The sequence below is a fragment of the Citrobacter sp. Res13-Sevr-PEB04-36 genome (assembly GCF_015672735.1).
GTDB lineage: Bacteria > Pseudomonadota > Gammaproteobacteria > Enterobacterales > Enterobacteriaceae > Citrobacter.
In genome coordinates, this window is sequence record NZ_JADABY010000014.1 from 129,183 (window position 1) to 155,452 (window position 26,270).

Sequence of the window (26,270 nt, forward strand, 5' to 3'; positions counted from 1 at the left end):
CAGGTCAAAAAAAAGTGTCGCTACCTGATGTCGAAAATCAGTTGGAAGGGGTGACACCATAAAACAGGATGACAACCATGTCCGTTCGTATCGATAGAGACGTGATTAATGCGCTAATTGCAGGCCATTTTGCGGATCCTTTTTCCGTACTCGGTATGCACCAAACTGACGCCGGACTTGAAGTCCGTGCTCTTTTACCTGACGCCACCGAAGTGTGGGTGATCGAACCAAAAACCGGACGCAAAGTCGGCAAGCTGGACTGCCTCGACCCTCGCGGTTTTTTCTGTGCTGTAATTCCCCGCCGTAAAAATTTCTTTCGCTATCAGCTGGCTGTTGTCTGGCATGGACAGCAGAATCTGATCGATGACCCTTACCGTTTTGGCCCGCTTATTCAGGATATGGACGCCTGGCTGTTGTCCGAAGGGACGCATCTGCGCCCGTACGAAACGCTGGGCGCACATGCCGATACTATGGACGGCGTGACCGGCACGCGTTTCTCCGTCTGGGCACCAAACGCACGACGCGTTTCGGTAGTAGGACAGTTTAACTACTGGGATGGTCGCCGCCACCCGATGCGCCTGCGCAAAGAGAGCGGCATCTGGGAGTTGTTTATCCCTGGCGCACAGCAGGGGCAGCTGTACAAATACGAGATGATCGATGCCAACGGTCATTTGCGTGTCAAAGCCGACCCGTATGCCTTTGAAGCGCAAATGCGCCCGGAAACGGCGTCGGTGATCTGCGGTTTGCCAGAAAAAGTGGTGCAAACCGAGGAGCGCAAAAAAGCCAACCAGTTTGATGCGCCGATCTCAATCTACGAAGTGCATCTGGGCTCGTGGCGTCGCCATACGGACAACAACTTCTGGTTGAGCTATCGCGAACTGGCGGATCAACTGATCCCCTATGTGAAGTGGATGGGCTTTACCCATATTGAGCTGTTGCCGGTTAGCGAGCACCCGTTTGACGGTAGTTGGGGCTACCAGCCGACCGGCATGTATGCGCCGACCCGACGCTTCGGTACGCGCGATGACTTCCGCTATTTTGTGAATGCTGCGCATCAGGCGGGGCTGAACGTGATCCTCGACTGGGTGCCCGGCCATTTCCCGTCGGATGACTTCGGTCTGGCTCAGTTTGACGGTACCAACTTGTATGAGCACAGCGACCCGCGCGAAGGTTATCACCAGGACTGGAACACGCTGATCTACAACTACGGTCGCCGTGAAGTTAGCAACTATCTGGTGGGCAACGCCCTGTACTGGATTGAGCGTTTTGGCATTGATGCGCTGCGCGTGGATGCCGTGGCGTCGATGATTTATCGCGATTACAGCCGCAAAGACGGCGAGTGGATCCCGAACGAATTCGGCGGGCGTGAGAACCTCGAAGCCATCGAATTTTTGCGTAATACCAACCGTATTCTCGGCGAACAGGTGCCTGGTGCGGTAAGCATGGCTGAAGAATCAACCGACTTTGCTGGTGTTTCCCGACCGCAGGATATGGGGGGTTTAGGCTTCTGGTACAAGTGGAATCTCGGCTGGATGCACGACACGCTGGACTACATGAAGCTGGACCCGGTTTATCGTCAACACCATCACGATAAGCTGACCTTCGGCATGCTGTACAACTACACCGAGAACTTTGTGCTGCCGCTATCACACGATGAAGTGGTGCATGGTAAGAAATCGATCCTCGACCGCATGCCGGGCGATGCGTGGCAGAAGTTTGCCAACCTGCGCGCCTACTATGGCTGGATGTGGGCCTTCCCGGGTAAGAAACTGCTGTTTATGGGTAACGAGTTTGCCCAGGGCCGTGAATGGAACCACGACGCCAGCCTCGACTGGCATCTGCTGGAGGGGGGCGATAACTGGCACCACGGCGTACAGCGCCTGGTGCGCGACCTGAACCACACTTATCGTCACCACAAAGCGCTGCATGAACTCGACTTTGACGGCTATGGTTTTGAATGGCTGGTGGTCGATGACAACGAACGGTCGGTGCTGATTTTTGTTCGTCGTGATAAAGCCGGTAATGAAATTATCGTTGCCAGTAACTTTACGCCGGTACCCCGCTACGGCTATCGCTTCGGCGTCAATCAGCCGGGGAAATGGCGAGAAATCCTCAACACCGACTCAATGCATTACCACGGTAGCAATATCGGTAACGGCGGTGCGGTACACAGCGATGAAATCGCCAGCCACGGCCGTCAGCATTCACTGAGCCTGACGTTGCCGCCGCTGGCTACGATTTGGCTGATGCGGGAGGCGTAATGACGCAACTGGCAACCGGCAACGCCACTCCCCATGGTGCAACGTATGACGGCCATGGTGTCAATTTTACCCTTTTTACGGCGCACGCCGAGCGTGTCGAGCTGTGTGTGTTCGATGCGCAAGGCTGTGAGCATCGCTATGATTTGCCGGGGCGTAGCGGTGATGTCTGGCACGGCTATCTGGCCGATGGCAGGCCGGGTTTGCGCTATGGTTATCGCGTACATGGCCCGTGGCAGCCGCAGCAAGGACACCGTTTTAACCCGGCGAAACTGTTGATTGACCCCTGTGCGCGCCGGGTGGACGGTGAGTTAAAAGATAACCCGCTGCTGCACGGTGGAATGAACGAACCGGATCATCACGATAACGCGGCGATTGCCCTGAAAAGCGTGGTGGTGTCAGACCATTATGACTGGGAAGACGATGCCCCGCCGCGCACGCCGTGGGGCAATACCGTTATCTACGAAGCGCATGTTAAAGGGCTGACGTATCTGCACCCGGATATTCCGCAACAGATTCGCGGCACTTACAAAGCGCTCGGCCATCCGGTGATGATCGACTATTTCAAACGTCTCGGTATTACTGCGCTGGAACTGCTGCCCGTGGTGCATTTCGCCAGCGAGCCGCGACTGCAGCGGCTGGGGCTGTCGAACTACTGGGGCTACAACCCGGTAGCGATGTTTGCGCTGCATCCGGCTTATGCCTGCTCGCCTGAGCACGCGCTGGATGAGTTTCGCGATGCCGTCAAAGCGCTGCACAAAGCGGGGATTGAGGTCATTCTCGATATCGTTTTGAACCACAGCGCTGAGTTGGATCTTGAGGGGCCGGTCTTCTCCCTGCGCGGAATTGATAACCGTAGCTATTATTGGATCAGGGACGATGGTGATTACTACAACTGGACCGGCTGTGGGAACACCCTCAACCTGAGCCATCCCGGTGTCGTTGAGTATGCCTGCGAATGCCTGCGTTATTGGGTGGAAACCTGCCACGTGGACGGCTTTCGCTTTGATTTAGCGTCCGTCATGGGACGTACACCTGCGTTTCGTCAGGATGCGCCGCTGTTTACCGCGATCCAAAACTGCCCGCTGCTTTCAGGCGTTAAGCTGATTGCAGAACCGTGGGATATCGGTGAAGGCGGGTATCAGGTAGGGAATTTTCCCCCGCCGTTTGCCGAGTGGAATGACCATTTCCGCGACGCAAGCCGACGCTTCTGGCTCCAGCGTAATCTGCCCCTCGGGGAGTTTGCCGGACGTTTTGCGGCCTCCAGCGACATGTTTAAACGTCATGGTCGCAAACCCAGCGCATCGGTCAATCTGGTGACGGCGCATGACGGTTTTACGCTACGTGACTGTGTGTGCTTCACAAATAAGCACAATGAAGCGAACGGTGAGGAAAATCGCGACGGCACCAGCAATAACTACAGTGACAATCATGGTAAAGAAGGATTAGGCGGCACGCTGGACCTGATTGAACGGCGGCGCGACAGCATTCATGCCCTGCTAACGACGCTGTTGCTTTCACAGGGAACGCCGATGTTGCTGGCGGGCGATGAACATGGCCATAGCCAGCACGGCAACAATAACGCTTACTGCCAGGATAACGCCTTAACCTGGCTGGACTGGCAGCAGGCAAACAGCGGGCTAACCACATTTACCGCCGCGTTGATTCATCTTCGCCAGCAGATCCCTGCCTTAACAGACGATCGCTGGTGGGAAGAGGGCGACGGCAATGTGCGTTGGCTGAACCGATACGCACAACCCTTAAGTGCGGATGAGTGGCAAAACGGCCCGAAGCAGATGCAGATCCTGCTTTCAAACCGTTTTCTGATTGTGATAAACGCCACGCTTGAGGTAACAGATATCGTTTTACCCGAAGGGGAATGGCACGCCGTTCCTCCATTTGCCGGAGAGGATAATCCGGTTATTACGGCTGTCTGGCAGGGACCTGCGCACGGACTGTGTGTGTTCCAAAGATGATAAAAAAGGAGTTAGTCATGGTAAGTTTAGAGAAGAACGATCGTGTAATGTTGGCGCGCCAGCTGCCATTAAAATCTGTTGCCCTTATCCTGGCCGGTGGTCGTGGTACCCGCCTGAAAGATTTAACCAACAAACGCGCCAAGCCTGCCGTGCACTTTGGCGGTAAGTTCCGCATTATCGATTTTGCTTTATCCAACTGCATTAACTCCGGGATCCGCCGTATTGGTGTGATCACGCAGTACCAGTCCCACACGCTGGTGCAGCATATTCAGCGCGGCTGGTCGTTCTTCAGTGAAGAGATGAACGAGTTTGTCGATCTGCTGCCCGCCCAGCAAAGAATGCAGGGTGAAAATTGGTATCGCGGTACGGCGGATGCGGTCACCCAAAACCTGGACATCATTCGACGCTATAAAGCGGAATATGTGGTGATCCTCGCGGGCGATCATATCTACAAACAAGACTACTCGCGCATGCTGATCGACCACGTCGAAAAGGGCGCACGTTGCACCGTGGCCTGTATGCCAGTGCCGATTGAGGAAGCCAGCGCTTTTGGCGTCATGGACGTCGACGACAGCGACAAAATCATTGAGTTCGTGGAAAAACCGGCTAACCCACCGGCTATGCCAAACGATCCGACCCGATCTCTCGCCAGTATGGGGATCTATGTTTTCAACGCTGATTATCTGTATGAATTACTCGAAGAAGATGATCTCGATGACAACTCCAGCCACGACTTTGGCAAAGATATTATCCCGAAAATCACCGCCGCTGGCATGGCTTATGCACATCCATTCCCTAAATCCTGTGTTCAGTCCGACCCGGAATCTGAGCCGTACTGGCGCGACGTTGGGACGCTGGAAGCTTACTGGAAAGCCAACCTCGATCTGGCGTCAGTCACTCCGGAACTGGATATGTACGATCAGAACTGGCCGATTCGCACACATATGGAATCACTGCCGCCAGCGAAGTTTGTGCAAGACCGTTCCGGTAGCCACGGCATGACGCTGAACTCGCTGGTTTCGGGCGGTTGTATTATTTCCGGTTCGGTGGTGGTGCAGTCCGTTCTGTTCCCGCGGGTGCGGGTGAATTCTTTCTGTAACATTGATTCGGCAGTGTTGTTACCTGAAGTGTGGGTTGGGCGTTCGTGCCGCTTACGCCGTTGCATCATCGACCGTGCCTGCGTTATCCCTGAAGGTATGGTGATTGGTGAAAACGCGGAAGAAGATGCACGTCGTTTCTACCGTTCAGAGGAAGGTATTGTGCTGGTCACGCGTGAAATGCTGCGCAAACTGCAGATCAAACAGGAGCGATAATGCAGGTTTTACACGTATGTTCAGAGATGTTCCCCCTGTTAAAAACCGGGGGACTGGCAGATGTTCTTGGGGCGTTACCGGCCGCGCAAATTGCCGACGGCGTGGATGCTCGCGTTGTGCTTCCGGCGTTTCCGGATATCCGTCGCGGTATTCCAGATGCGCAGGTAGTGACGCGTCGCGATACCTTTGCCGGACGCATCACGCTGCTGTTCGGCCATTACAACGGCGTCGGTATTTATCTGATTGACGCGCCGCACCTCTACGACCGTCCCGGCAGTCCGTACCACGATACCAACCTGTTTGCCTACTCTGATAACGTCCTGCGCTTTGCGCTGCTTGGGTGGGTGGGATGCGAAATGGCCTGCGGGCTTGACCCATTCTGGCGCCCGGATGTGGTGCACGCGCACGACTGGCATGCGGGTTTGGCCCCGGCGTATCTGGCTGCACGCGGCCATCCGGCGAAATCGGTGTTCACCGTGCACAACCTGGCCTATCAAGGCATGTTTTATGCAAAGCATATGGATGACATCCAATTGCCATGGTCATTCTTTAATGTGCATGGACTAGAGTTCAATGGGCAGATTTCATTCCTGAAAGCGGGGTTGTACTACGCCGACCATATTACGGCGGTGAGTCCGACCTACGCGCGGGAAATCACCGAAGCGCAGTTTGCCTATGGGATGGAAGGGTTGTTGCAGCAGCGTCACCGCGAGGGGCGCCTTTCCGGCGTGCTGAACGGTGTTGATGAAAATATCTGGAGTCCGGAAACGGACTTGTTGCTGGCGTCACGCTATACCCGCGACACGCTGGAAGACAAAGCAGAGAACAAGCGTCAGCTACAGATTGCGATGGGGCTTAAGGTTAACGACAAAGCGCCGCTTTTTGCAGTGGTGAGCCGTCTTACCAGCCAGAAAGGGTTGGATCTGGTGCTGGAGGCGTTGCCTGGATTACTGGAGCAAGGTGGACAGCTGGCCCTGCTCGGTGCAGGCGATCCGGTACTGCAGGAAGGGTTCCTCGCCGCTGCGGCGGAGCATCCGGGCCAGGTTGGTGTGCAGATTGGCTATCACGAAGCCTTCTCGCACCGCATTATGGGAGGGGCTGATGTTATTCTGGTGCCCAGCCGCTTTGAGCCGTGTGGCTTAACACAATTGTATGGACTGAAGTACGGTACGCTACCGCTGGTGCGGCGTACCGGTGGGCTGGCTGATACGGTGTCTGACAGTTCGCTGGAAAACCTGGCGGACGGTATCGCCAGTGGGTTTGTATTTGAAGATAGTAATGCCTGGTCGTTGCTGCGGGCAATCCGGCGTGCTTTCGTGTTGTGGTCGCGCCCTTCGCTCTGGCGGTTTGTGCAACGTCAGGCAATGGCAATGGATTTTAGCTGGCAAGTCGCGGCGAAGTCCTACCGTGAGCTTTACTATCGCTTGAAATAGATATCCAGGAATCACCTATATGAATGCTCCATTTAGTTATGCATCGCCCACACTCAGCGTAGAGGCTCTTAAGCATTCTATCGCCTACAAGCTGATGTTCACGATTGGCAAAGATCCGGTCATTGCCAACAAACATGAGTGGCTGAACGCCACGTTGTTCGCGGTGCGCGATCGCCTCGTGGAGCGCTGGCTGCGTACTAATCGTGCGCAATTATCTCAGGAAACGCGTCAGGTCTATTACCTGTCAATGGAGTTTCTGATTGGCCGCACGCTTTCCAATGCACTGTTATCATTGGGAATTTATGACGATGTCAAAAATGCGCTGGAAGGCATGGGGTTGGATCTCGAAGATCTGATCGACGAAGAAAATGACCCCGGCCTCGGTAACGGCGGCCTCGGGCGTCTGGCAGCCTGCTTCCTTGACTCGCTGGCGACGTTAGGTCTGCCGGGCCGCGGCTACGGTATTCGCTACGACTACGGCATGTTTAAGCAGAACATTGTTGATGGCCGACAGAAAGAGTCGCCGGACTACTGGCTGGAATACGGCAACCCGTGGGAGTTCAAACGCCACAATACGCGCTACAAAGTACGCTTTGGTGGCCGTGTTCAGATGGAAGGCCGGAAGATGCGCTGGGTCGAGACCGAAGAGATCCTCGCGGTGGCATACGACCAGATTATTCCGGGCTACGACACTGACGCGACCAATACGCTGCGCCTGTGGAATGCTCAGGCCAGTAGCGCCATCAATCTCGGTAAATTTAACCAGGGCGACTACTTTGCGGCGGTGGAAGATAAAAACCACTCTGAGAACGTCTCCCGCGTACTGTATCCGGATGACTCCACCTATTCCGGACGCGAGCTGCGTCTGCGTCAGGAGTACTTCCTGGTCTCCTCGACGATCCAGGATATTCTGAGCCGCCATTACCAGTTGCACAAAACCTACGACAATCTGGCGGATAAAATCGCCATCCACCTCAATGACACCCACCCGGTGCTGTCGATCCCTGAGCTGATGCGCCTGCTGATTGATGAGCATAAATTCAGCTGGGACGATGCGTTTGAGGTCTGCTGCCAGGTGTTTTCGTACACCAACCACACGCTGATGAGTGAAGCACTGGAAACCTGGCCGGTGGATATGCTGGGCAAAATTCTGCCGCGCCATCTGCAAATCATCTTTGAGATTAACGACTACTTCCTGAAGACGCTGCAGGAGCAGTATCCGAACGATACCGACCTGCTGGGGCGCACCTCGATCATTGATGAATCTAACGGTCGCCGCGTACGAATGGCGTGGTTGGCGGTGGTGGTTAGCCACAAAGTCAACGGCGTTTCTGAGCTGCACTCCAACCTGATGGTGCAGTCGCTGTTTGCTGATTTTGCGAAAATTTTCCCGACGCGTTTTTGCAACGTCACCAACGGTGTGACGCCTCGCCGCTGGCTGGCGCTGGCAAACCCGCCGCTCTCTGAGGTGTTGGACGAGAACATTGGTCGTACCTGGCGTACCGATCTCAGCCAACTCAGCGAGCTGGAACAGCACTGTGATTACCCGCTGGTTAACCAGGCGATACGCCGTGCGAAGCTGGAGAATAAAAAGCGTCTGGCGACGCTTATTGCCCAGCAGCTTAACGTGGTGGTGAACCCGAAATCGCTGTTTGATGTGCAGATTAAGCGTATTCACGAGTACAAACGTCAGCTGATGAACGTGCTGCATGTGATCACTCGCTACAACCGCATCAAGGCCGACCCTGATGCTGAGTGGGTGCCGCGCGTGAATATCTTCGCTGGGAAGGCGGCCTCAGCCTATTACATGGCGAAGCACATCATTCACCTGATCAACGATGTAGCTAAGGTGATTAACAACGATCCGCAGATTGGCGACAAGCTGAAGGTGGTGTTCATCCCGAACTACAGCGTCAGTCTGGCGCAGGTGATCATTCCTGCCGCCGACCTGTCTGAGCAGATTTCACTGGCCGGGACCGAAGCCTCCGGGACCAGCAACATGAAATTTGCGCTGAACGGTGCGTTGACCATCGGTACGCTGGACGGAGCCAACGTCGAGATGCTGGAGCATGTGGGTGCGGAGAATATCTTTATCTTCGGGAATACCGCGGAAGAGGTGGAGGCCTTGCGTAGCAAAGGTTACAAGCCGCGCGAGTATTACGAAAAAGATGAGGAGTTGCATCAGGTGCTGACGCAAATCGGCAGCGGGGTCTTCAGTCCTGAAGAGCCGGGGCGCTATCGCGACCTCGTGGATTCGCTGATTAATTTTGGTGATCACTATCAGGTGCTGGCGGATTATCGTAGTTATGTCGATTGCCAGGACAAGGTTGACGAACTGTACCGTGAACCGGAGCAGTGGACCACCAAGGCAATGATTAACATCGCTAACATGGGCTACTTCTCGTCGGACAGAACCATCAAAGAGTATGCCGAGAACATCTGGCATATTGATTCGGTACGGTTGTAACAAGGGATAGGGCTATCTGTAGGCCGGATAAGGCGTTAGCCGCCATCCGGCAAAATGCCCGGTGGCGCTGACGCGTACCGGGCTTACAGGGAGCTTGTTGCCGGGGACGCTTCGCTTGCCCGGCCTACGTTAATGCACTCTTGTAGGCCGGATAAGGCATCAGCCGCCATCCGGCATTTTTATCAGGACGCCAGCGACAGCTGGTGTTTTTCAACATATTCGGCCAGCCACTGGGTCATGCGTGCCTGCTGTTCAGCGTTCAGCCACATGCCTTCTTTCGTGCGGCGCCACAGCGCATCGTCGGCGCGGCGTACCCATTCGTGATCGACCAGATACTTCAGCTCTGCCTCATAGAACTCGTGCCCGAAGTCTTCGCCTAACTCGGCCAACGAGGTTGCTTCGCCGATGATCCACTCGGTGTTGCTGCCGTAGGTACGCGAATAGTGGCGCGCCAGCGACTCGGTCAGGAACGGATAACGACGGCGCAGTTTGGCCGCGTAATCTTCGCGATCGCCGCCGATGTCGCCGCCAGGCAGGATGCACTCTTTAGTCCATGCCGGGCCAATACCCTGATAGTACGACGACAGTTTTTCCATCGCGTGCTCGGCCAACTTACGGTAGGTGGTTAGCTTGCCGCCGAAGACTGACAGCAGCGGTGCTTTGCCGTTTTCGTCGTGGATATCCAGCGTGTAATCGCGGGTAATAGCCTGCGGTGAGTCGGACTCGTCATCGCATAGCGGACGCACGCCCGAGTAGGTCCAGACGATATCGTCGCGGCCCAACTGTTTCTTAAAGTGTGCGTTGTAGACCTGCAGCAGATAATTGATTTCGCTGTCGTCAATTTTCACCGCTTTAGGATCGCCTTTGTATTCGACGTCGGTGGTGCCGATAATTGAGAACTCATCCATCCACGGAATGACAAACACAATACGTTTATCTTCGTTTTGTAGGATGTATGCCTGTTTCTGGGTGTGTACACGCGGCATCACAATGTGGCTGCCTTTAATCAGGCGGATACCGTAAGGTGAAGGCAGGTGCATACCGTCGTCGAAGAACTCTTTCACCCACGGGCCGGTGGCGTTAACCAGGCCGCGTGCCTGCCAGGTGTGTTTCTTGCCGGTATCGATATCTTCTGCTTCGACAATCCACAGACCGTTTTCACGACGTGCGGAGGTGGCGCGAGTACGGGTTAACACTTCCCCGCCTTTACGCACAACCATTTGGGCATTTGCCAAAACCAGTCGCGCATCGTCTACCCAACAGTCAGAATATTCGAAACCGCGCACAATCTCGGGTTTCATCACGGAATCTGCGCCAAAACGCAAACCAGTGGAACTTGGTAAACTGGTGCGTTTGCCCAGATGATCGTACATAAACAGACCAATACGGATCATCCATGCCGGACGCAGGTGCGGGCGATGGGGCAGGCGAAAACGCATCGGGAAGGCGATATGCGGTGCCATTTTCAACAGCACTTCACGTTCAGCCAGCGCTTCGCTGACCAGGCGGAATTCGTAGTGTTCCAGGTAGCGCAGGCCACCGTGGATGAGTTTGGAGCTGGCGGAGGAGGTTGCACAGGCTAAATCCTGCGCTTCCAGCATCAGCACGGATAAACCGCGTCCAGCGGCATCTGCCGCGATACCGGCACCGTTGATGCCTCCACCTATCACAATCAGATCTTTGGTTTCCATGCTGGCCTCTCGCACTTTCGTTATAGCTCATTAATGTTCGTTATCGAGCATAATAGCAAAGAATCGCGCCATTGGTAACATCGGATAAACAATTTACAGTGATACATATAACATTATGGCGTTTACCTGTGCAGGCGACGTACACTGCCAGGTAATATTGGTTACCTGCTCAGAAATAATAAGAGAACATCATGGATCAGTTTGAATGTATTAATGTCGAAGAAGCCCATCAGAAGCTGCTGCACGGAACGGCGGTGCTGGTGGATATCCGCGATCCGCAAAGCTATGCCATGGGCCATGCGCCACAAGCGTTTCATCTGACGAACGACACGCTGGGTTCTTTTATGCGTGACCATGACTTTGATACCACCGTGTTGGTGATGTGTTACCACGGCAACAGCAGTAAAGGTGCGGCGCAATATCTTCTTCAACAAGGCTATGACGCGGTGTACAGCGTCGACGGTGGCTTTGATGCCTGGCATCGACACTTTCCGGCAGAAGTGGCATACGGTTCGTAAGGCTATACCCAAATTAATTCGAGTTGCATCGCGACGGCGACGCAGCGAATCTCCGGGAGTGTACGAACAGTACGTGACCGGAGTGAGCGAGGAAAACCAACAAAGATGCAGCTCGAAGTAAGAAGGGTATATATACTGTCCTCTTTTGTGTGGAATAAGCGACAGCAACGATGTTGATGATTACCTCTTTTGCTAACCCCCGCGTGGCGCAGGCCTTTGTTGATTATATGGCGACACAGGGCGTTATCCTGACGATTCAACAACATAGTCAAACGGATGTCTGGCTGGCGGATGAGTCCCAGGCTGAACGCGTGCGCGCTGAGCTGGCGCGTTTTCTGGAAAACCCAGGCGACCCGCGTTACCTGGCGGCCAGTTGGCAGTCTGGCCAAACCGATAGTGGCCTGCACTATCAACGTTTTCCGTTTCTTGCCACGCTGCGCGAACGCGCCGGCCCGGTAACCTGGGTGGTGATGGCCGCGTGTGTGCTGGTGTTTATCGCCATGAATGTGGTGGGCGATCAGGCAGTAATGCTGTGGTTAGCGTGGCCGTTTGATCCTACGCTGAAATTTGAATTCTGGCGTTATTTCACCCACGCTTTTATGCACTTCTCACTGATGCACATTCTCTTCAACCTGCTGTGGTGGTGGTATCTCGGCGGAGCGGTAGAAAAGCGATTGGGCAGCGGAAAACTGATTGTTATTACCGTCATCAGTGCTCTGCTGAGCGGCTATGTGCAGCAGAAATTCAGCGGCCCATGGTTTGGCGGATTGTCTGGCGTGGTGTATGCGTTGATGGGCTACGTGTGGCTGCGCGGTGAGCGCGATCCGCAAAGCGGTATTTTTCTGCAGCGTGGTTTGATTATCTTTGCCTTGATTTGGATTGTTGCTGGTTGGTTCGATCTGTTTGGCATGTCGATGGCAAATGGCGCGCATATGGCTGGCCTGGCCGTTGGTCTGGCGATGGCATTGGCAGACACGCTCAATGTGCGAAAACGAACTTGAATGAGAGTGTTGTGATAGCAAACTGTAGGCCGGATAAGCGTTAGCGCCATCCGGCAAAATTCCAGGGAACAATAATGAAACAAACACAACGACATGACGCGATCATTGAACTGGTAAAAAAACAGGGATACGTCAGTACTGAGGAGTTGGTGGAGCATTTCTCCGTCAGCCCACAAACGATTCGCCGGGACCTTAACGAACTGGCCGATCAGAACATGATTTTACGCCATCACGGCGGCGCGGCGTTGCCATCCAGCTCGGTGAATACCCCCTGGCATGATCGTAAGGCCACGCAGACGGCAGAAAAAGAGCGTATTGCCCGTAAGGTCGCCACGCAGATCCCGAACGGCTCCACGCTGTTTATTGACATTGGTACCACGCCGGAAGCCGTTGCTCACGCGCTGCTGAACCATAGCAACTTGCGTATTGTGACCAACAACCTCAACGTGGCCAATACGCTGATGGTGAAAGAAGATTTCCGCATTATTCTGGCCGGAGGCGAACTGCGTAGCCGGGATGGCGGCATTATGGGCGAAGCCACCCTCGACTTTATTTCACAGTTTCGTCTGGATTTCGGTATTTTGGGGATCAGCGGTATCGACAGCGATGGTTCATTGCTGGAGTTTGATTACCACGAAGTTCGTACCAAGCGCGCCATTATTGAAAACTCACGCCATGTGATGTTGGTGGTGGATCATTCGAAGTTTGGCCGTAATGCGATGGTGAATATGGGCAGTATCAGCATGGTGGACGCCGTGTATACCGACACCCTACCGCCCGCTGGCGTGATGCAGGTGATTGCCGACCACCATATTCAGCTAGAGCTGTGTTAATGATCTTTGCCGGATGACGGCTCACGCCTAATCCGGCCTACAAAATTACACCCCGTACCCCATCATCTTCAACAGTTTCTGCGCATGCTGCACCGCGTCCTGGCGGTGGGCCACGCCGAGTTTCTGGTACAAATTACGGATATGCGTTTTGATGGTCGTTGCGGCAACGGCCAACTCTCCGGCGATCTGCTCGTTGCTGTAACCGGAATAAATCAGCCCTAACACCTGCCATTCGCGCTGGGTCAGTGGACTGGTGCGGATAAGCTCCGGGACTTCGGGATGGGTCAGCAGACGCTCAACGAACCCTTCATCAAAGTGGGCGAATTTGTGGCGGTGATGCTGGTTAATCTCGCGCAGAATGCGCTGGGCGCGATGCTGATCGAGCTCCGGCAGCGTATTGAGCTGAATCAGCTGGCGCAACTGCTGCGCCATGGCTTCGCCTTCAATCACAAAGTGGCTGATAAACCCGGTGCGGTTTGCCAGCTGCAGCGCATCAAGTAACACCCGCTGCGCATCATTTTTGCGTCCAGCCTGCCAGTACAGCTGATTTAGCAGCAGCAGGTTGCGGTTGAGATCGCTCATCAGGCGCAGGTTGCGCGCATTTTCATTGAGTTCTTCCAGCACAATTTCTGCCGGTTCAAATTCACCGAGCAGGATCTGCGCGCGGGCGATGTTACGCCACTGCCCCTGCAGGAAGTGGTTGTTAGCAAACTCCGGTTTCGGCGTATGACGCAGCCAGTTGGCGGCCGAATTTTTGTCACCGACCATTTGCCAGTAAATCACGCGGACCTTATCGGCATTGGAAATCCAGTCGCTGTGATAATGTCCGTTGCCCAGCAGGTTTTCCAGACGGTTGAGCAAGCTGCGGGCATTATCCAGATCGCCCCGGGCCAGCGAACACTGTACCAATAGCGCCAGACACTGCAGCTGCTGCTGCGGCTGGAAGGTGGAAAGCAGCTCAATGCCACTACGGGCAGAGGCTTCGGATTCATCCAGACGCGCCCATGCCCACAGGAGCTGTGCGCGGATACGCACCAGAAACTCGTGCATAGGCAGCTGTTCCAGATGCTGCTCTTTAACTAACTGGAAGGCTTTTTCCTGGGTTTCCCAGGCGGCCTGCAAAAAGCCCTGGGCGAATAAAATTTCGCTTTGTTGGATCAGACTCCACAGCGCGTAATGCCAGACATCATGATGTCGCGCCATTTGCTCCGTTTGCTGCATTAACGACAGCGAGCGCGTCAGGTCGCCCTTGCAATGCAGCACCTCGCCGTGCACTGAGGTGGCGACGATACGGCTGTAGAACCAGGCGATCGGCAACTCATCCAGCGCCAGTTTTGCCAGACGCTCAGCTTCGTCAGGATTACCGTCGTTAATCGCTACCTGAGCACGCAGTGCATTAAATTCGGCATGCAGCGTTGGCTCCATATCACCTTTCATTTCCTGCTCAGCGCGCGCCAGCAGGGTGTTCACTTCACTGTAGCGGTGCTGACTCTGCATCAGCCAGGCCTGCAGCAGCACCAGACGCGGGTTTTCCAGCAGGCTTTCCCACGGCAGGGCTTTCAGCGATTCTTCCAGTAATGCCAGCTCGCTGTGGTTAAACAGTCCCCACGCATGATTGAGCAGAATGTCACGCAGCATATGGGCATCGCCCGCCGCCAGAGCGTGGTGGATGGCTTCGCTGGGAAAACCTTGCGCCATCCAGCTCTCCGCGGCGGCGCGGTGAATTTCGGGAAGTTCGGTCGCCAGTTCCCACTGGCAGCGCTGGCGTAAGAAGTTGCCAAACAGCGGGTGATAGCTAAACCATTCACCGATGTCGTCCATCCGCTGCAGGAATAATCCCTGACGCTCAATCTCTTCCAGCCGCATTTGGCCGTTTTCTTCTCCGGTCACCCGCACAATCAGCGCATCATTCATAGAGCGCAGGATGGCGCTTTTCAACAGGAAGTGGCGGGTACTGAGATCCACGCTGTCCAGCACTTCATCGACCAGATAATCCGATAAATGGCTGGCGTTGATCCCAGCCAGACGCCGAGCCGACTGGTGAGCGGAGTGATTGTTCTGGCGAGCGGAAAGGGCGATCAGCTGTAATGCGGTGGCCCAGCCCGCGACGTCATCGCACATGCGGCTGCTTTCCGCTGCTTCGATGGGTGTGGACAAGCGACGATCGAAGAACTGTTTCGCTTCCTGATGGTTAAACGCCAGCTGTTGGCTGCCGATTTCCAGTAGTTGATCGCGTACCCGCAGGTTGGCAATACCCAGCTGCGGTAAGTTACGTGACAACACCACCAGCGTGAGATTCTCAGGCTGATGACGCAGGAAAAAACGCATAGCTTCATGGATAGCCGGATTAGAGATCAGGTGGTAATCATCCACGACCAGGTACAATGGACGATGCCACTCCGCCAGTTCAATGAAGAGCTGGGCAAACAGTGAGGCCAGGCTGGCGTACTGGCGTTTTTGTACCATGGCTTCACTGGTCGTACAGTGTCCACCGGTCGCCTGTTGGATAGCGGCGATCAAATAGCTGGCAAAGCGTTCCTGCTGGTTATCACCTTCATCCAGTGAGAACCAGCCTAATTCATTTTTCCCCGCCGCCCATTGCGAAACCAGCGTTGTTTTTCCATAGCCAGCAGGACTTGTTACCAGGGCGAGCCTGAAATTGTTCGCGCCGGAAAGTTTAGCCAACAGGCGCTCACGAACCACCGTATGGTCGAGTCGAACCGGACGACTTAATTTGGACGGAATCAACATAATTTAGTCACTTCACTGTGTGAAAATGGGGAAAAATGATTTTTTTGCGCTTCGTAATTAATGGTTATAAGGTCGGCCAGAAAGGGATTTATTGCAAGCTAAGCGGGTTTTTTGTGTGTCTGAATTTGCACTATGTCACAATTTTATACATCTATTGCAATAATTGCTCTTAGGGGCCACAAAGGGCATGGCGTCTGGGTTTAGCGTTATTTTGATGGTCGCGAAAATACCCATTCAATTTTTATGACTATTGTATTGTTTTGGGTATCGTCGTGGGTATTGGCGATCGACTTAAAACTTTCGTATGAAATATCTTAATCACTATATGTATTTCAGGTTAGTAACTATTTCTCCCTTTACATATTTTTTCTCAACCGCATCTCGCTATTTGATATTGTCTGCTGAGTCCTTTTGTTTAATGCGAAAACTCTGTTGTATTTGTAGGGATTTTATGTGGGTATTCTGCGTATATACGGGCAATACCCCCTCCTTTAAGTGGCGGTGATCACATTTTTATGCTCATCCCCGTACCTCCTCCCTCCCTAATCATCGCCAGGATGAGGAAGGTCAACATTGAGCCTGGCAAACTAGCGATAACGTTGTTTTATTACCTAAAGGATCTGGAACCTCTATGTCACAGCCAACCTTCAACAAAGATCACTTTCAGGCGGCCCTGACACGTCAGTGGCAGCGCTTTGGATTACTGTCGGCTCACGAAATGACATCACGTCAGTGGTGGCAGGCCGTGAGTGGGGCGTTGGCTGAATTGCTCAGCGCCCAGCCTGTGGCGAAACCGGCCAAAAACCAGCGTCATGTTAACTACATCTCGATGGAGTTTTTGATTGGTCGCCTGACGGGCAATAACCTGCTTAATCTGGGTTGGTATCAAGGGGTGAGCGATGAGCTGAAAGCGCACGACATCAATTTGACCGATCTGCTGGAAGAAGAAACCGATCCGGCGCTGGGCAACGGCGGTTTGGGACGCCTGGCAGCCTGTTTCCTCGACTCTATGGCGACGGTGGGGCAATCTGCGACGGGCTACGGCTTGAATTACCAGTACGGCCTGTTCCGTCAGTCGTTTGCCGATGGTCAACAGATGGAAGCCCCGGATGACTGGCATCGCGGAAGCTATCCGTGGTTCCGTCATAATGAGGCGCTGGATGTGCAGGTCGGTATTGGCGGCAAAGTCAGCAAAGAAGGTCACTGGACGCCCGGGTTTATCATCACCGGCCAGGCCTGGGATCTGCCGGTGCTCGGTTATCGCAACGGCGTGGCGCAACCGCTGCGTCTGTGGCAGGCCAGCCACGCGCATCCGTTTAACCTGACCAAATTCAACGACGGCGATTTCCTGCGTGCAGAGCAGCAAGGTATCGACGCTGAAAAACTGACTAAAGTGCTGTACCCGAACGATAACCACACGGCGGGCAAGAAACTGCGCCTGATGCAGCAGTACTTCCAGTGTGCCTGTTCGGTAGCCGATATTCTGCGCCGACATCATCTGGCAGGGCGTAAGCTGCATGAGCTGGCTGATTTCGAAGTCATTCAGCTGAACGACACCCACCCGACCATCGCGATTCCTGAGCTGCTACGCGTATTGATTGACGAGCATCAGATGAGCTGGGACGACGCATGGGCGATCACCAGCAAGACGTTTGCCTACACCAACCATACTTTGATGCCGGAAGCGCTGGAGTGTTGGGATGAGAAACTGATAAAAGCGCTGCTGCCGCGTCATATGCAGATCATCAAAGAGATTAACGACCGCTTTAAGAAACTGGTCGAGAAGACCTGGCCAGGCGATGATGCGGTGTGGGCGAAGCTGGCGGTTGTGCACAACAAGCAGGTGCGTATGGCTAACCTGTGCGTGGTCAGTGGCTTTGCGGTCAACGGCGTGGCGGCGCTGCACTCTGATCTGGTCGTGAAAGACTTGTTCCCGGAGTATCACCAGCTGTGGCCGAACAAATTCCATAACGTCACCAACGGGATCACCCCGCGTCGTTGGATCAAGCAGTGCAACCCGGCGCTTGCTGCGCTGCTGGATAAATCACTGAAGAAAGAGTGGGCCAACGACCTCGACCAACTGATCAACCTGGAAAAATACGCCGACGATGCGAAGTTCCGTCAGCAGTATCGCGATATCAAGCTGGCAAACAAACAGCGTCTGGTGGCGTTTATTAAAGCGCGTACCGGGATTGAAATCACTACCGATGCCATCTTTGATATTCAGATCAAACGTCTGCATGAGTACAAGCGTCAGCACCTGAATCTGCTGCATATCCTGGCGTTGTATAAAGAAATTCGCGAGAACCCGCAGGCGGATCGCGTCCCGCGTGTATTCCTGTTTGGCGCGAAAGCGGCACCGGGTTACTACCTGGCGAAAAACATCATCTTTGCTATCAACAAAGTGGCGGAAACCATTAATAACGATCCGCACGTCGGCGACAAGTTGAAGGTGGTATTCCTGCCGGATTATTGTGTCTCGGCGGCGGAAATGCTGATCCCAGCGGCGGATATCTCTGAGCAGATCTCGACGGCGGGCAAAGAAGCGTCCGGCACCGGCAACATGAAGCTGGCGCTGAACGGCGCGTTAACGGTGGGCACGCTGGACGGGGCAAACGTCGAAATCGCCGAGAAGGTTGGTGATGAGAATATCTTTATCTTTGGCCACACCGTGGAAGAGGTGAAGGCGCTGAAGGCGAAAGGCTATGACCCGGTGAAATGGCGCAAGAAAGACAAAGTGCTGGATGCGGTACTGAAAGAGCTGGAAAGCGGCAAATACAGCGACGGTGACAAACACGCTTTTGATCAGATGCTGCACAGCATCGGCAAGCAGGGCGGTGACCCTTATCTGGTGATGGCCGACTTCGCCGCCTACGTTGAGGCCCAGAAGCAGGTTGACGTGTTGTACCGTGACCAGGAAGCCTGGACCCGGGCAGCGATCCTGAATACCGCACGCTGTGGCATGTTCAGCTCGGATCGCTCTATCCGCGATTATCAGGCTCGTATCTGGCAGGCAAAACGCTAAGGAACCGCGATGGAAAGCAAACGTCTGGATAATGCCGCGCTGGCGGCGGGGATCAGCCCCAATTACATTAATGCCCACGGTAAACCGCAGTCTATTGGCGCCGACACCAAACGGCGTTTGCTTGACGCCATGCATCGTACTACTACCGCCACGAAAGTGGCGGAGGCTCCGGTGCCAAACGTGATGGTGTATACCGTCGGCAAAAAAATGCCGCTGGCGGTTGAAGGAAGTGGTGAATTTAGCTGGCTGCTGACTACCGAAGACGGTGTGCAGCACAAAGGACACGCCACTGGCGGTAAATCTTTTCACCTCCCGGCGAAGTTGCCTGAGGGATATCACACGCTCACCCTGACTCAGGGCGAGACGCGTAGCCATTGTCGTATTATCGTCGCGCCAAAACGTTGCTATGAGCCACAGGCGCTGCTGGTCGGGAAAAAGCTGTGGGGCGCCTGCGTCCAGCTCTATACCCTGCGTTCAGAGAACAACTGGGGGATTGGCGATTTTGGCGACCTGAAGGTGATGTTGCCGGAAGTCGCTAAGCGTGGCGGGGCGTTTATTGGCCTCAACCCGATCCACGCGCTGTATCCGGCGAACCCGGAGAGCGCCAGCCCGTATAGTCCGTCTTCACGCCGTTGGCTGAATGTGATCTACATTGATGTGAATGCGGTAGAGGACTTCCGTCTTAGCAAAGCGGCGCAGGCCTGGTGGCAGAAGCCTGCCACGAAGCAAGCCCTGCAACAGGCCCGCGATGCCGAGTGGGTGGATTACACCACCGTGACCACGCTGAAGATGACCGCGCTACGTCTGGCATGGAAAGGGTTCTCTGTGCGTGATGATGAGCAGATGGCGGCATTCCGTCGTTTTGTTGCTCAAGAAGGTGACAGCCTGTACTGGCAAGCGGCGTTTGACGCGCTGCATGCGTATCAGGTGAAAGAAGATGAATCTCGCTGGGGCTGGCCTGCGTGGCCGGAAGACTTCCGGTCGGTGGACTCACCGGCGGTGAAAGAGTTCTGTGCAGAACACCGCGATGAGGTGGATTTTTACCTCTGGCTACAGTGGCTGGCGTATACCCAGTTTGCTGCCTGCTGGGAAACCAGCCAGGGCTTTGCGATGCCTGTTGGGCTGTACCGCGACTTGGCGGTCGGCGTAGCAGAAGGTGGGGCGGAAACCTGGTGTGACCGTGAGCTGTACTGCCTGAAAGCGTCCGTTGGTGCACCGCCGGATATTCTTGGTCCGCTCGGACAGAACTGGGGCCTACCGCCGATGGATCCGCATATCATCACCGCGCGCGCCTACGAGCCGTTTATCGAACTGCTGCGTGCCAATATGCAGAACTGCGGGGCGCTGCGTATCGACCATGTAATGTCGATGCTGCGTTTGTGGTGGATCCCCTACGGCGAAACCGCCGATCACGGCGCCTACGTGCATTATCCGGTCGACGATCTGCTTTCTATCCTGGCGCTGGAAAGTCAGCGTCATCACTGTATGGTGATTGGTGAAGATCTGGGTACCGTACCGGTAGAAATTGTCGGCAAACTGCGTGACAGCGGCGTGTATTCCTACAAAGTGCTCTATTTTGAGAATGACCATGAGAAGAACTTCCGCGCGCCGCAGGCGTACCCGGAACAATCCATGGCTGTCGCGGCGACGCATGACCTTCCGACGCTTAAAGGCTATTGGGACAGCGGTGACCTGACGCTTGGCAAAACGCTGGGGCTGTACCCGGATGAGGCTGTGCTGAGTGGGCTGTATCAGGACCGGGAACTGGCGAAGCAAGGCCTGCTGGATGCGTTGCACAAATACGGTTGCCTGCCAAAACGTGCCGGGCACAAGGCGTCGCTGATGTCGATGACGCCGATTCTTAATCGGGGCATGCAACGCTACATCGCCGACAGTAACAGCGCGCTGCTGGGCCTGCAGCCGGAGGACTGGCTGGATATGGCGGAACCGGTCAATATTCCGGGCACCAGCGACCAGTACAAAAACTGGCGGCGTAAGCTGACGACGACGCTTGAGGCGATGTTTGCCGATGACGGCGTGAACAAGCTGATTAAGGATTTGGATAAGCGCCGAAAAGCGGCTGCGAAGAAGAAGTAAAAAAAGCCGGGAAAATCCCGGCTTTTTTACATCAGATAGCCATATTTAACAGCAGGCATCCTACCAGACCGCATACTGAAATAATGGTTTCCAGCATTGACCATGACTTGATGGTCTCGCCGATGGTCAGGTTGAAGTACTCCTTGAACAGCCAGAAGCCCGGATCGTTCACGTGGGAGAAGATGACGGAACCGGAGCCTACTGCAATAACCATCAGCTCAGGGCTCACACCGGTCGTCGCAATCAGCGGCGCCACAATCCCACCTGCGGTGATGGCTGCCACGGTAGCAGAACCCAGCGCGATACGCAGTACAGCGGCAATTGACCATGCCATCAGCAGCGGAGAGACGTTGGTTTCATGCATCATGGAGGCGATATATTTGTCGACGCCGCTATCCACCAGCACCTGTTTGAACGCACCACCACCGCCGATAATCAGCAGCATCATCGCGATTATCTTGATGGAGGACACCAGCGTGTCGTTAATCTGGTCCATCGAACGCCCACGGTTCAGACCAAAGGTGAACATCGCAATCAGAACGGCAATCAGCGTTGCCATCACCGGGTCACCGAGGAACTCTGCAACCGGCAGGAAAGCATGACCTTTCGGCAGGATCATCTCTGCGATAGCACGCATCGCCATCAGCACGACCGGAACCAGAGAGGTCCAGACACTGACGCCAAAGCCTGGCATTTCTTCTTCAGTGAAGGTTTTTGCGCTGTACAGACCTTCCGGGATTGGCTTATCAATGCCCTTCAGGAAACGTGCGTACACCGGACCGGCCAGAATAACGGTCGGGATCGCCAGAATCGTACCAAACAGCAGGGTTTTACCCATATCGGCGTGGAAAATGGTGGCAATTGCGGTCGGACCCGGGTGTGGCGGCAAGAAGCCGTGGGTCACAGACAGCGCGGCGGCCATTGGCACACCTACATACAGCAGCGGGATGTTCGCGGCGGCAGCGATGGTGAACACCAGCGGCAGCATCAGCACGAAGCCCACTTCGTAGAACAGCGCAAAGCCCACGGTGAAGCCGGTTAATACTACCGCCCACTGGATGTGCTTTTTGCCGAATTTAGCAATCAGCGTGGTGGCAATACGTTGCGCACCGCCGCAGTCTGCCAGCATTTTGCCCAGCATGGCGCCAAAACCCATAATCAGGGCGAGGCTGCCAAGGGTTCCGCCGACGCCGGCTTTAATAGAACCGATGACTTTATCCAGTGGCATCCCTTGCATCAATCCGACAGCAAGCGCCACCAGGACGAGAGCGATGAAGCCGTTCATTTTGAAACGGATCATCAGGAGGAGTAACAAGATTACACCGATAGCAACGATGACTAATGGCATGATTTACCTGGCCTTTACTTTGTTATGGGTAACGTCAGTGTTTAGATGACAAATTCTTATTGTCCCGACCGGGAACAGATTTTTTACGGCACCAATGCTGATTGCCTTCAAAACTACGTAGTTTAGCTGGCTGTTATGAGTGTTCCTGGTGCGTGCGATAATGATACGGGTAACATGTGGTGATTGAAAATCACCTGGGCAGGCAAAATTTAAATTATGAGAGGCAGGTCAAATTATAACGGAGAGTGTTGCAGAGGCCGTGCGGAGGAATGTTAGCCCGGTGAACAAAAATCCACCGGGAAAATACAAACGGGGCTTAGTAGTAAGAGTGTTCGCCGCGCTGGTGTTCGGTCAAATCGCGAACGCCTTTCAGCTCCGGGAATTCACCCAACAGCTGTTTCTCGATGCCTTCTTTCAGCGTGACATCGACCATTGAACAGCCGTTACAGCCGCCGCCAAATTGCAGAATGGCATAACCTTCTTCGGTGATTTCCATCAGGGTCACACGACCACCGTGGCCGGCCAGTTGTGGGTTGATCTGCGACTGCAGCATATACTCCACGCGTTCCATCAGCGGTGCGTCATCAGATACCTTACGCATTTTTGCGTTAGGTGCTTTCAGGGTCAGCTGGGAGCCTAACTGGTCGGTGACGAAATCGATTTCTGCCTCTTCCAGGTACGGTGCGCTCAGTTCATCAACATAAGCGGTCAGCAGGGAAAATTTGATGGCGGTGTCGGTTGCTTCCACGGCGTCCGGCGGGCAATAAGAAACGCCGCATTCAGCGTTAGGCGTGCCGGGATTAATCACAAATACGCGAATTTGTGTCCCTTCTTCCTGATTTGCCAGCAGTTTGGCAAAGTGCGCTTGTGCAGCATCGGAAATATGGATCATAGTAATGGCCTAATAGTTGACTATTTTACTTGGTTATAATACGCCCATCATCGAGGCTCTACAAGGTTCGACACAGGCACCATACCTGGACAGTCGCCGCGCCGTTGCGTAAAAGTAGCTGCGCAATCTCCGCGACGGTACTTCCGGTAGTGACGACATCATCCACAACAACCATATGGAGTCCCTGTACCGGCAATTCAAGGCGAAACGCATTTTTCAGGTTGCGCTTGCGTAATCGGGCGCTGAGATGGTGCTGTGTGGCGGTGGGCCGAACCCGAGTGATGGCCTGGCTGTCCCAGTCGCAGCAAAGCCAGTGGGCTAATGGGCGACACAGTAAGTCGCTTTGGTTAAATCCTCTGCGCCAATGACGGCGTTGCCAGAGAGGAACGCTGATAAGGCGGTCCGGTCGGGGAAACCCTCCGGTGCGGCGAGCCTGCAATACATCCAGCAACAGCAGGCGTGATAGTGCGGTGGCGATTTCACTGCGCCGGGAAAACTTGAGCTGCTGGATAAGCCCGCTCAGTGGTGGCACGTAGTCGCTGACTGCAATCAGTCGCTGCCATGGCGGTGGTTTTTGCAAGCAGCGTCCGCAGGGAATGTTGGGGTGGGCGGCGGGCAGCCCACACTGCGGGCACAGGCAGACATGATGCCGTGTCGCCCGCGTGCAGACGGAACACATTCCCCAATGTCCGAGCATCAACGGCATTCGGCATAGCCAGCACAATCCTGGTACTGTTAGCATAGGTTCATCCTTGTTGGTCAAAAGAGAACAGTAACTGATGAATGACATCTGGTGGCAGACCCGTGGCTCGGGAAATTGCCATCTTGTGCTGCTGCACGGATGGGGACTGAATGCGGAAGTCTGGCATTGCATAAGTGAGGAATTGAGCTCGCATTTCACGCTGCACCTGGTCGATTTACCGGGATTTGGGCGCAGTCAGGGTTTTGGTGCGATGCCGCTGGAAGAAATGACGGAGTGCGTTTTGCAACAGGCTCCGGAGAACGCCATCTGGCTGGGCTGGAGTTTGGGCGGGCTGGTGGCAAGCCAGGTAGCGTTAACCCATCCTGAGCGCGTTCAGGCGCTGGTTACCGTCGCCTCTTCGCCATGCTTTAGCGCGCGCGACGAGTGGCCGGGCATTAAGCCTGAAGTGCTGGCGGGCTTCCAGCAGCAGCTTAGCGAAGACTTCCAGCGGACGGTGGAACGTTTCCTGGCGCTGCAAACTATGGGTACGGAAACGGCGCGTCAGGATGCACGGGCGCTGAAGAAAACAGTGCTGGCGTTACCGATGCCGGATGTGGCAGTGCTGAATGGTGGGCTGGAGATCCTGAAAACGGTCGATTTGCGTGAATCGCTCAGTGCCCTGAATATGCCGTTCCTGCGTTTGTACGGCTATCTTGATGGGCTGGTGCCGCGTAAAGTGGTGCCGATGTTGGATGCACTGTGGCCGCAGAGTGAGTCGTTGGTATTTGCCAAAGCGGCACATGCGCCGTTCATTTCGCATCCTGCTGAGTTCTGCGCAGCGCTGGTGGCGTTGAAGCAGCAGATATAGCTCTGTTGGCTTGCCCGGTTACGCGACGCTAGCCGGGCCAGGCGATCAATGATCTTTCGCCGCCAGGTCTTCAGCCATCAGGCCGGTAATTCTGAGGATTGTCAGTTTGTCGATACCATCGGCCTGCATGGTTGCTGCAATACGTAATGCTTCCTCTCGCTTACCTTGTTGCAAGCCCGTTTGTAGCCCAGTTTGTAACCCTTCTTGTAACCCATTCCTGTGACCTTCCTGACGTAATCTTTCGGCGATCGTCATCAATCTTTCCTTTTGCTGAGGTAAACGTTCGGCGACTTGTTGAATAAACTCAGTAAAATGTGTTGAGTCACCAGCCTGCACAAGGTAATTAAACAGTGCTTTCAACTGGTTGTCATTAGCGTGTCCTTTAACAAGCAGGGTGACCAGTTTCTCTACTAACCCCATTAAATCGCGTTTACGGATGTGCTTTTGGATCAGTTCCAGCAATGCCATGCGGCGATGCTGCATGATCTCGTCATCCGGTATTATCGTAATATCTACCAGTGGAAACGCCGTGGCATAAAGTTGTCTGGCTGCTTTCGGGTCGTCAAACTCGTCCAGCCAACACAGTGAGTAGGGATAGGGGCTGGTTGTGCCGTGGTAAAAAAGCATGGGTATAACCAGTGGAAGTTTCTTGTGCCCCGTATCCAGATGTCGCTGCATTACAGCAATGGCATAACGTATAAGCCGAAACGCCATATGGGCATCAGCGGTACTCTGATGTTCAATGATAGTGTAAATATAGCCATCACCTTCGCGCGTTTTTAGCGACCACAGAACGTCGGAATAGTAGGCGCGCAAATCGTCTTCAATAAAGCTTCCCGATTCCAGCTTCAGTGTTTTCAGGTCGCAAATAGCACGTAAAGCGTCTGGTAGATGGAGTTGAAGAAAATCTTGCGCAGTAGCTGGGTGGTTCAAAAAAGTTTTGAAAATCGCGTCATGCGGCGTAGGTGTAGCGTCAGTATTCATGGCGGTCCGTCACCTGAAGAACAAGATGACGAGACTCTACTTGTCAGAGCGATGGCGTGCATCCCCATATTCTTGACGATGCGTAGAGGGCCGGAGGATAAATCTAGTTTGCTGAAACAACGGTTTTTTTGCG

Annotated in this window: 17 protein-coding genes; 11 read left to right on the plus strand and 6 right to left on the minus strand. The window is 54.4% G+C overall.

Annotation, left to right across the window (positions count from 1 at the left end; genetic code table 11):
* Positions 1–77 precede the first annotated feature (77 nt).
* Genes glgB through glgP form a run of 5 tightly spaced genes read left to right on the plus strand, consistent with a single transcriptional unit; the run spans position 78 to position 9,447 of the window.
* Positions 78–2,261, plus strand: a complete 2,184-nt coding sequence (gene glgB / locus IMQ48_RS04045; RefSeq protein ID WP_196208005.1) for a 1,4-alpha-glucan branching enzyme — start codon at positions 78–80, stop codon at positions 2,259–2,261.
* Complete coding sequence (gene glgX / locus IMQ48_RS04050; RefSeq protein ID WP_196208006.1) at positions 2,261–4,234, plus strand: glycogen debranching protein GlgX; 1,974 nt, start codon at positions 2,261–2,263, stop codon at positions 4,232–4,234. Before glgB ends, glgX begins: the two co-directional genes overlap by 1 nt.
* 17 nt (positions 4,235–4,251) lie before the next feature.
* Positions 4,252–5,547 (plus strand): glucose-1-phosphate adenylyltransferase, encoded by a 1,296-nt coding sequence (gene glgC / locus IMQ48_RS04055; protein WP_196208007.1) that lies wholly within the window; start codon positions 4,252–4,254, stop codon positions 5,545–5,547.
* A complete protein-coding gene (gene glgA, locus IMQ48_RS04060; RefSeq protein ID WP_196208008.1) occupies positions 5,547–6,980 on the plus strand; it encodes a glycogen synthase GlgA in 1,434 nt (477 codons plus the stop codon). The genes glgC and glgA overlap by 1 nt, the downstream gene beginning before the upstream one ends.
* A gap of 19 nt (positions 6,981–6,999) precedes the next feature.
* Entirely contained in the window at positions 7,000–9,447 is a 2,448-nt protein-coding gene (glgP, locus tag IMQ48_RS04065; RefSeq protein ID WP_196208009.1) for a glycogen phosphorylase, read from the plus strand.
* A gap of 182 nt (positions 9,448–9,629) precedes the next feature.
* Here glgP and glpD read toward each other — a convergent pair whose 3' ends face one another.
* Positions 9,630–11,138, minus strand: a complete 1,509-nt coding sequence (gene glpD, locus IMQ48_RS04070; RefSeq protein WP_196208010.1) for a glycerol-3-phosphate dehydrogenase — start codon at positions 11,136–11,138, stop codon at positions 9,630–9,632.
* A 191-nt stretch (positions 11,139–11,329) separates the two neighbouring features.
* Here glpD and glpE point away from each other — a divergent pair, with 191 nt between their 5' ends.
* From glpE to IMQ48_RS04085, 3 genes are all read left to right on the plus strand, one after another.
* Positions 11,330–11,656, plus strand: a complete 327-nt coding sequence (gene glpE / locus IMQ48_RS04075) for a thiosulfate sulfurtransferase GlpE (RefSeq protein WP_135324964.1) — start codon at positions 11,330–11,332, stop codon at positions 11,654–11,656.
* 170 nt (positions 11,657–11,826) lie between these two features.
* A complete protein-coding gene (gene glpG, locus IMQ48_RS04080; protein ID WP_196208011.1) occupies positions 11,827–12,657 on the plus strand; it encodes a rhomboid family intramembrane serine protease GlpG in 831 nt (276 codons plus the stop codon).
* A 74-nt stretch (positions 12,658–12,731) separates the two neighbouring features.
* Positions 12,732–13,490, plus strand: coding sequence for a DeoR/GlpR family transcriptional regulator (locus IMQ48_RS04085; RefSeq protein ID WP_196208012.1), 759 nt, complete (start codon positions 12,732–12,734; stop codon positions 13,488–13,490).
* 45 nt (positions 13,491–13,535) lie between these two features.
* On the opposite strand, the gene malT is transcribed toward IMQ48_RS04085, so the two are convergent.
* Positions 13,536–16,241, minus strand: coding sequence for an HTH-type transcriptional regulator MalT (gene malT, locus IMQ48_RS04090; RefSeq protein WP_196208013.1), 2,706 nt, complete (start codon positions 16,239–16,241; stop codon positions 13,536–13,538).
* A gap of 631 nt (positions 16,242–16,872) precedes the next feature.
* Between malT and malP the strand changes: the two genes are divergently transcribed.
* Both malP and malQ read left to right on the plus strand, forming a co-directional pair.
* Positions 16,873–19,266: a maltodextrin phosphorylase gene (malP, locus tag IMQ48_RS04095; RefSeq protein WP_196208014.1), complete on the plus strand. Its 2,394-nt coding sequence runs from the start codon at positions 16,873–16,875 to the stop codon at positions 19,264–19,266.
* 9 nt (positions 19,267–19,275) lie between these two features.
* Positions 19,276–21,363 carry a 4-alpha-glucanotransferase gene (malQ, locus tag IMQ48_RS04100; RefSeq protein ID WP_196208015.1) on the plus strand — a complete coding sequence of 696 codons (2,088 nt, stop codon included), beginning with the start codon at positions 19,276–19,278 and terminating at the stop codon, positions 21,361–21,363.
* 31 nt (positions 21,364–21,394) lie between these two features.
* Here the strand turns inward: malQ and gntT are convergent, their stop codons facing one another.
* From gntT to gntX, 3 genes are all read right to left on the minus strand, one after another.
* On the minus strand, positions 21,395–22,711 hold the full coding sequence (gene gntT / locus IMQ48_RS04105) for a gluconate transporter (RefSeq protein ID WP_045448464.1): 1,317 nt from the start codon (positions 22,709–22,711) through the stop codon (positions 21,395–21,397).
* Between the two features lie 316 nt (positions 22,712–23,027).
* A complete protein-coding gene (nfuA, locus tag IMQ48_RS04110; RefSeq protein WP_196208016.1) occupies positions 23,028–23,603 on the minus strand; it encodes a Fe-S biogenesis protein NfuA in 576 nt (191 codons plus the stop codon).
* A gap of 58 nt (positions 23,604–23,661) precedes the next feature.
* Positions 23,662–24,345, minus strand: a complete 684-nt coding sequence (gntX, locus tag IMQ48_RS04115) for a DNA utilization protein GntX (protein ID WP_196208017.1) — start codon at positions 24,343–24,345, stop codon at positions 23,662–23,664.
* A 37-nt stretch (positions 24,346–24,382) separates the two neighbouring features.
* On the opposite strand from gntX, the gene bioH reads away from it, so the two are divergent.
* Entirely contained in the window at positions 24,383–25,153 is a 771-nt protein-coding gene (bioH, locus tag IMQ48_RS04120; protein WP_196208018.1) for a pimeloyl-ACP methyl ester esterase BioH, read from the plus strand.
* Between the two features lie 45 nt (positions 25,154–25,198).
* Here the strand turns inward: bioH and IMQ48_RS04125 are convergent, their stop codons facing one another.
* Positions 25,199–26,137, minus strand: a complete 939-nt coding sequence (locus IMQ48_RS04125) for an Rpn family recombination-promoting nuclease/putative transposase (protein WP_196208019.1) — start codon at positions 26,135–26,137, stop codon at positions 25,199–25,201.
* Positions 26,138–26,270 lie beyond the last annotated feature (133 nt).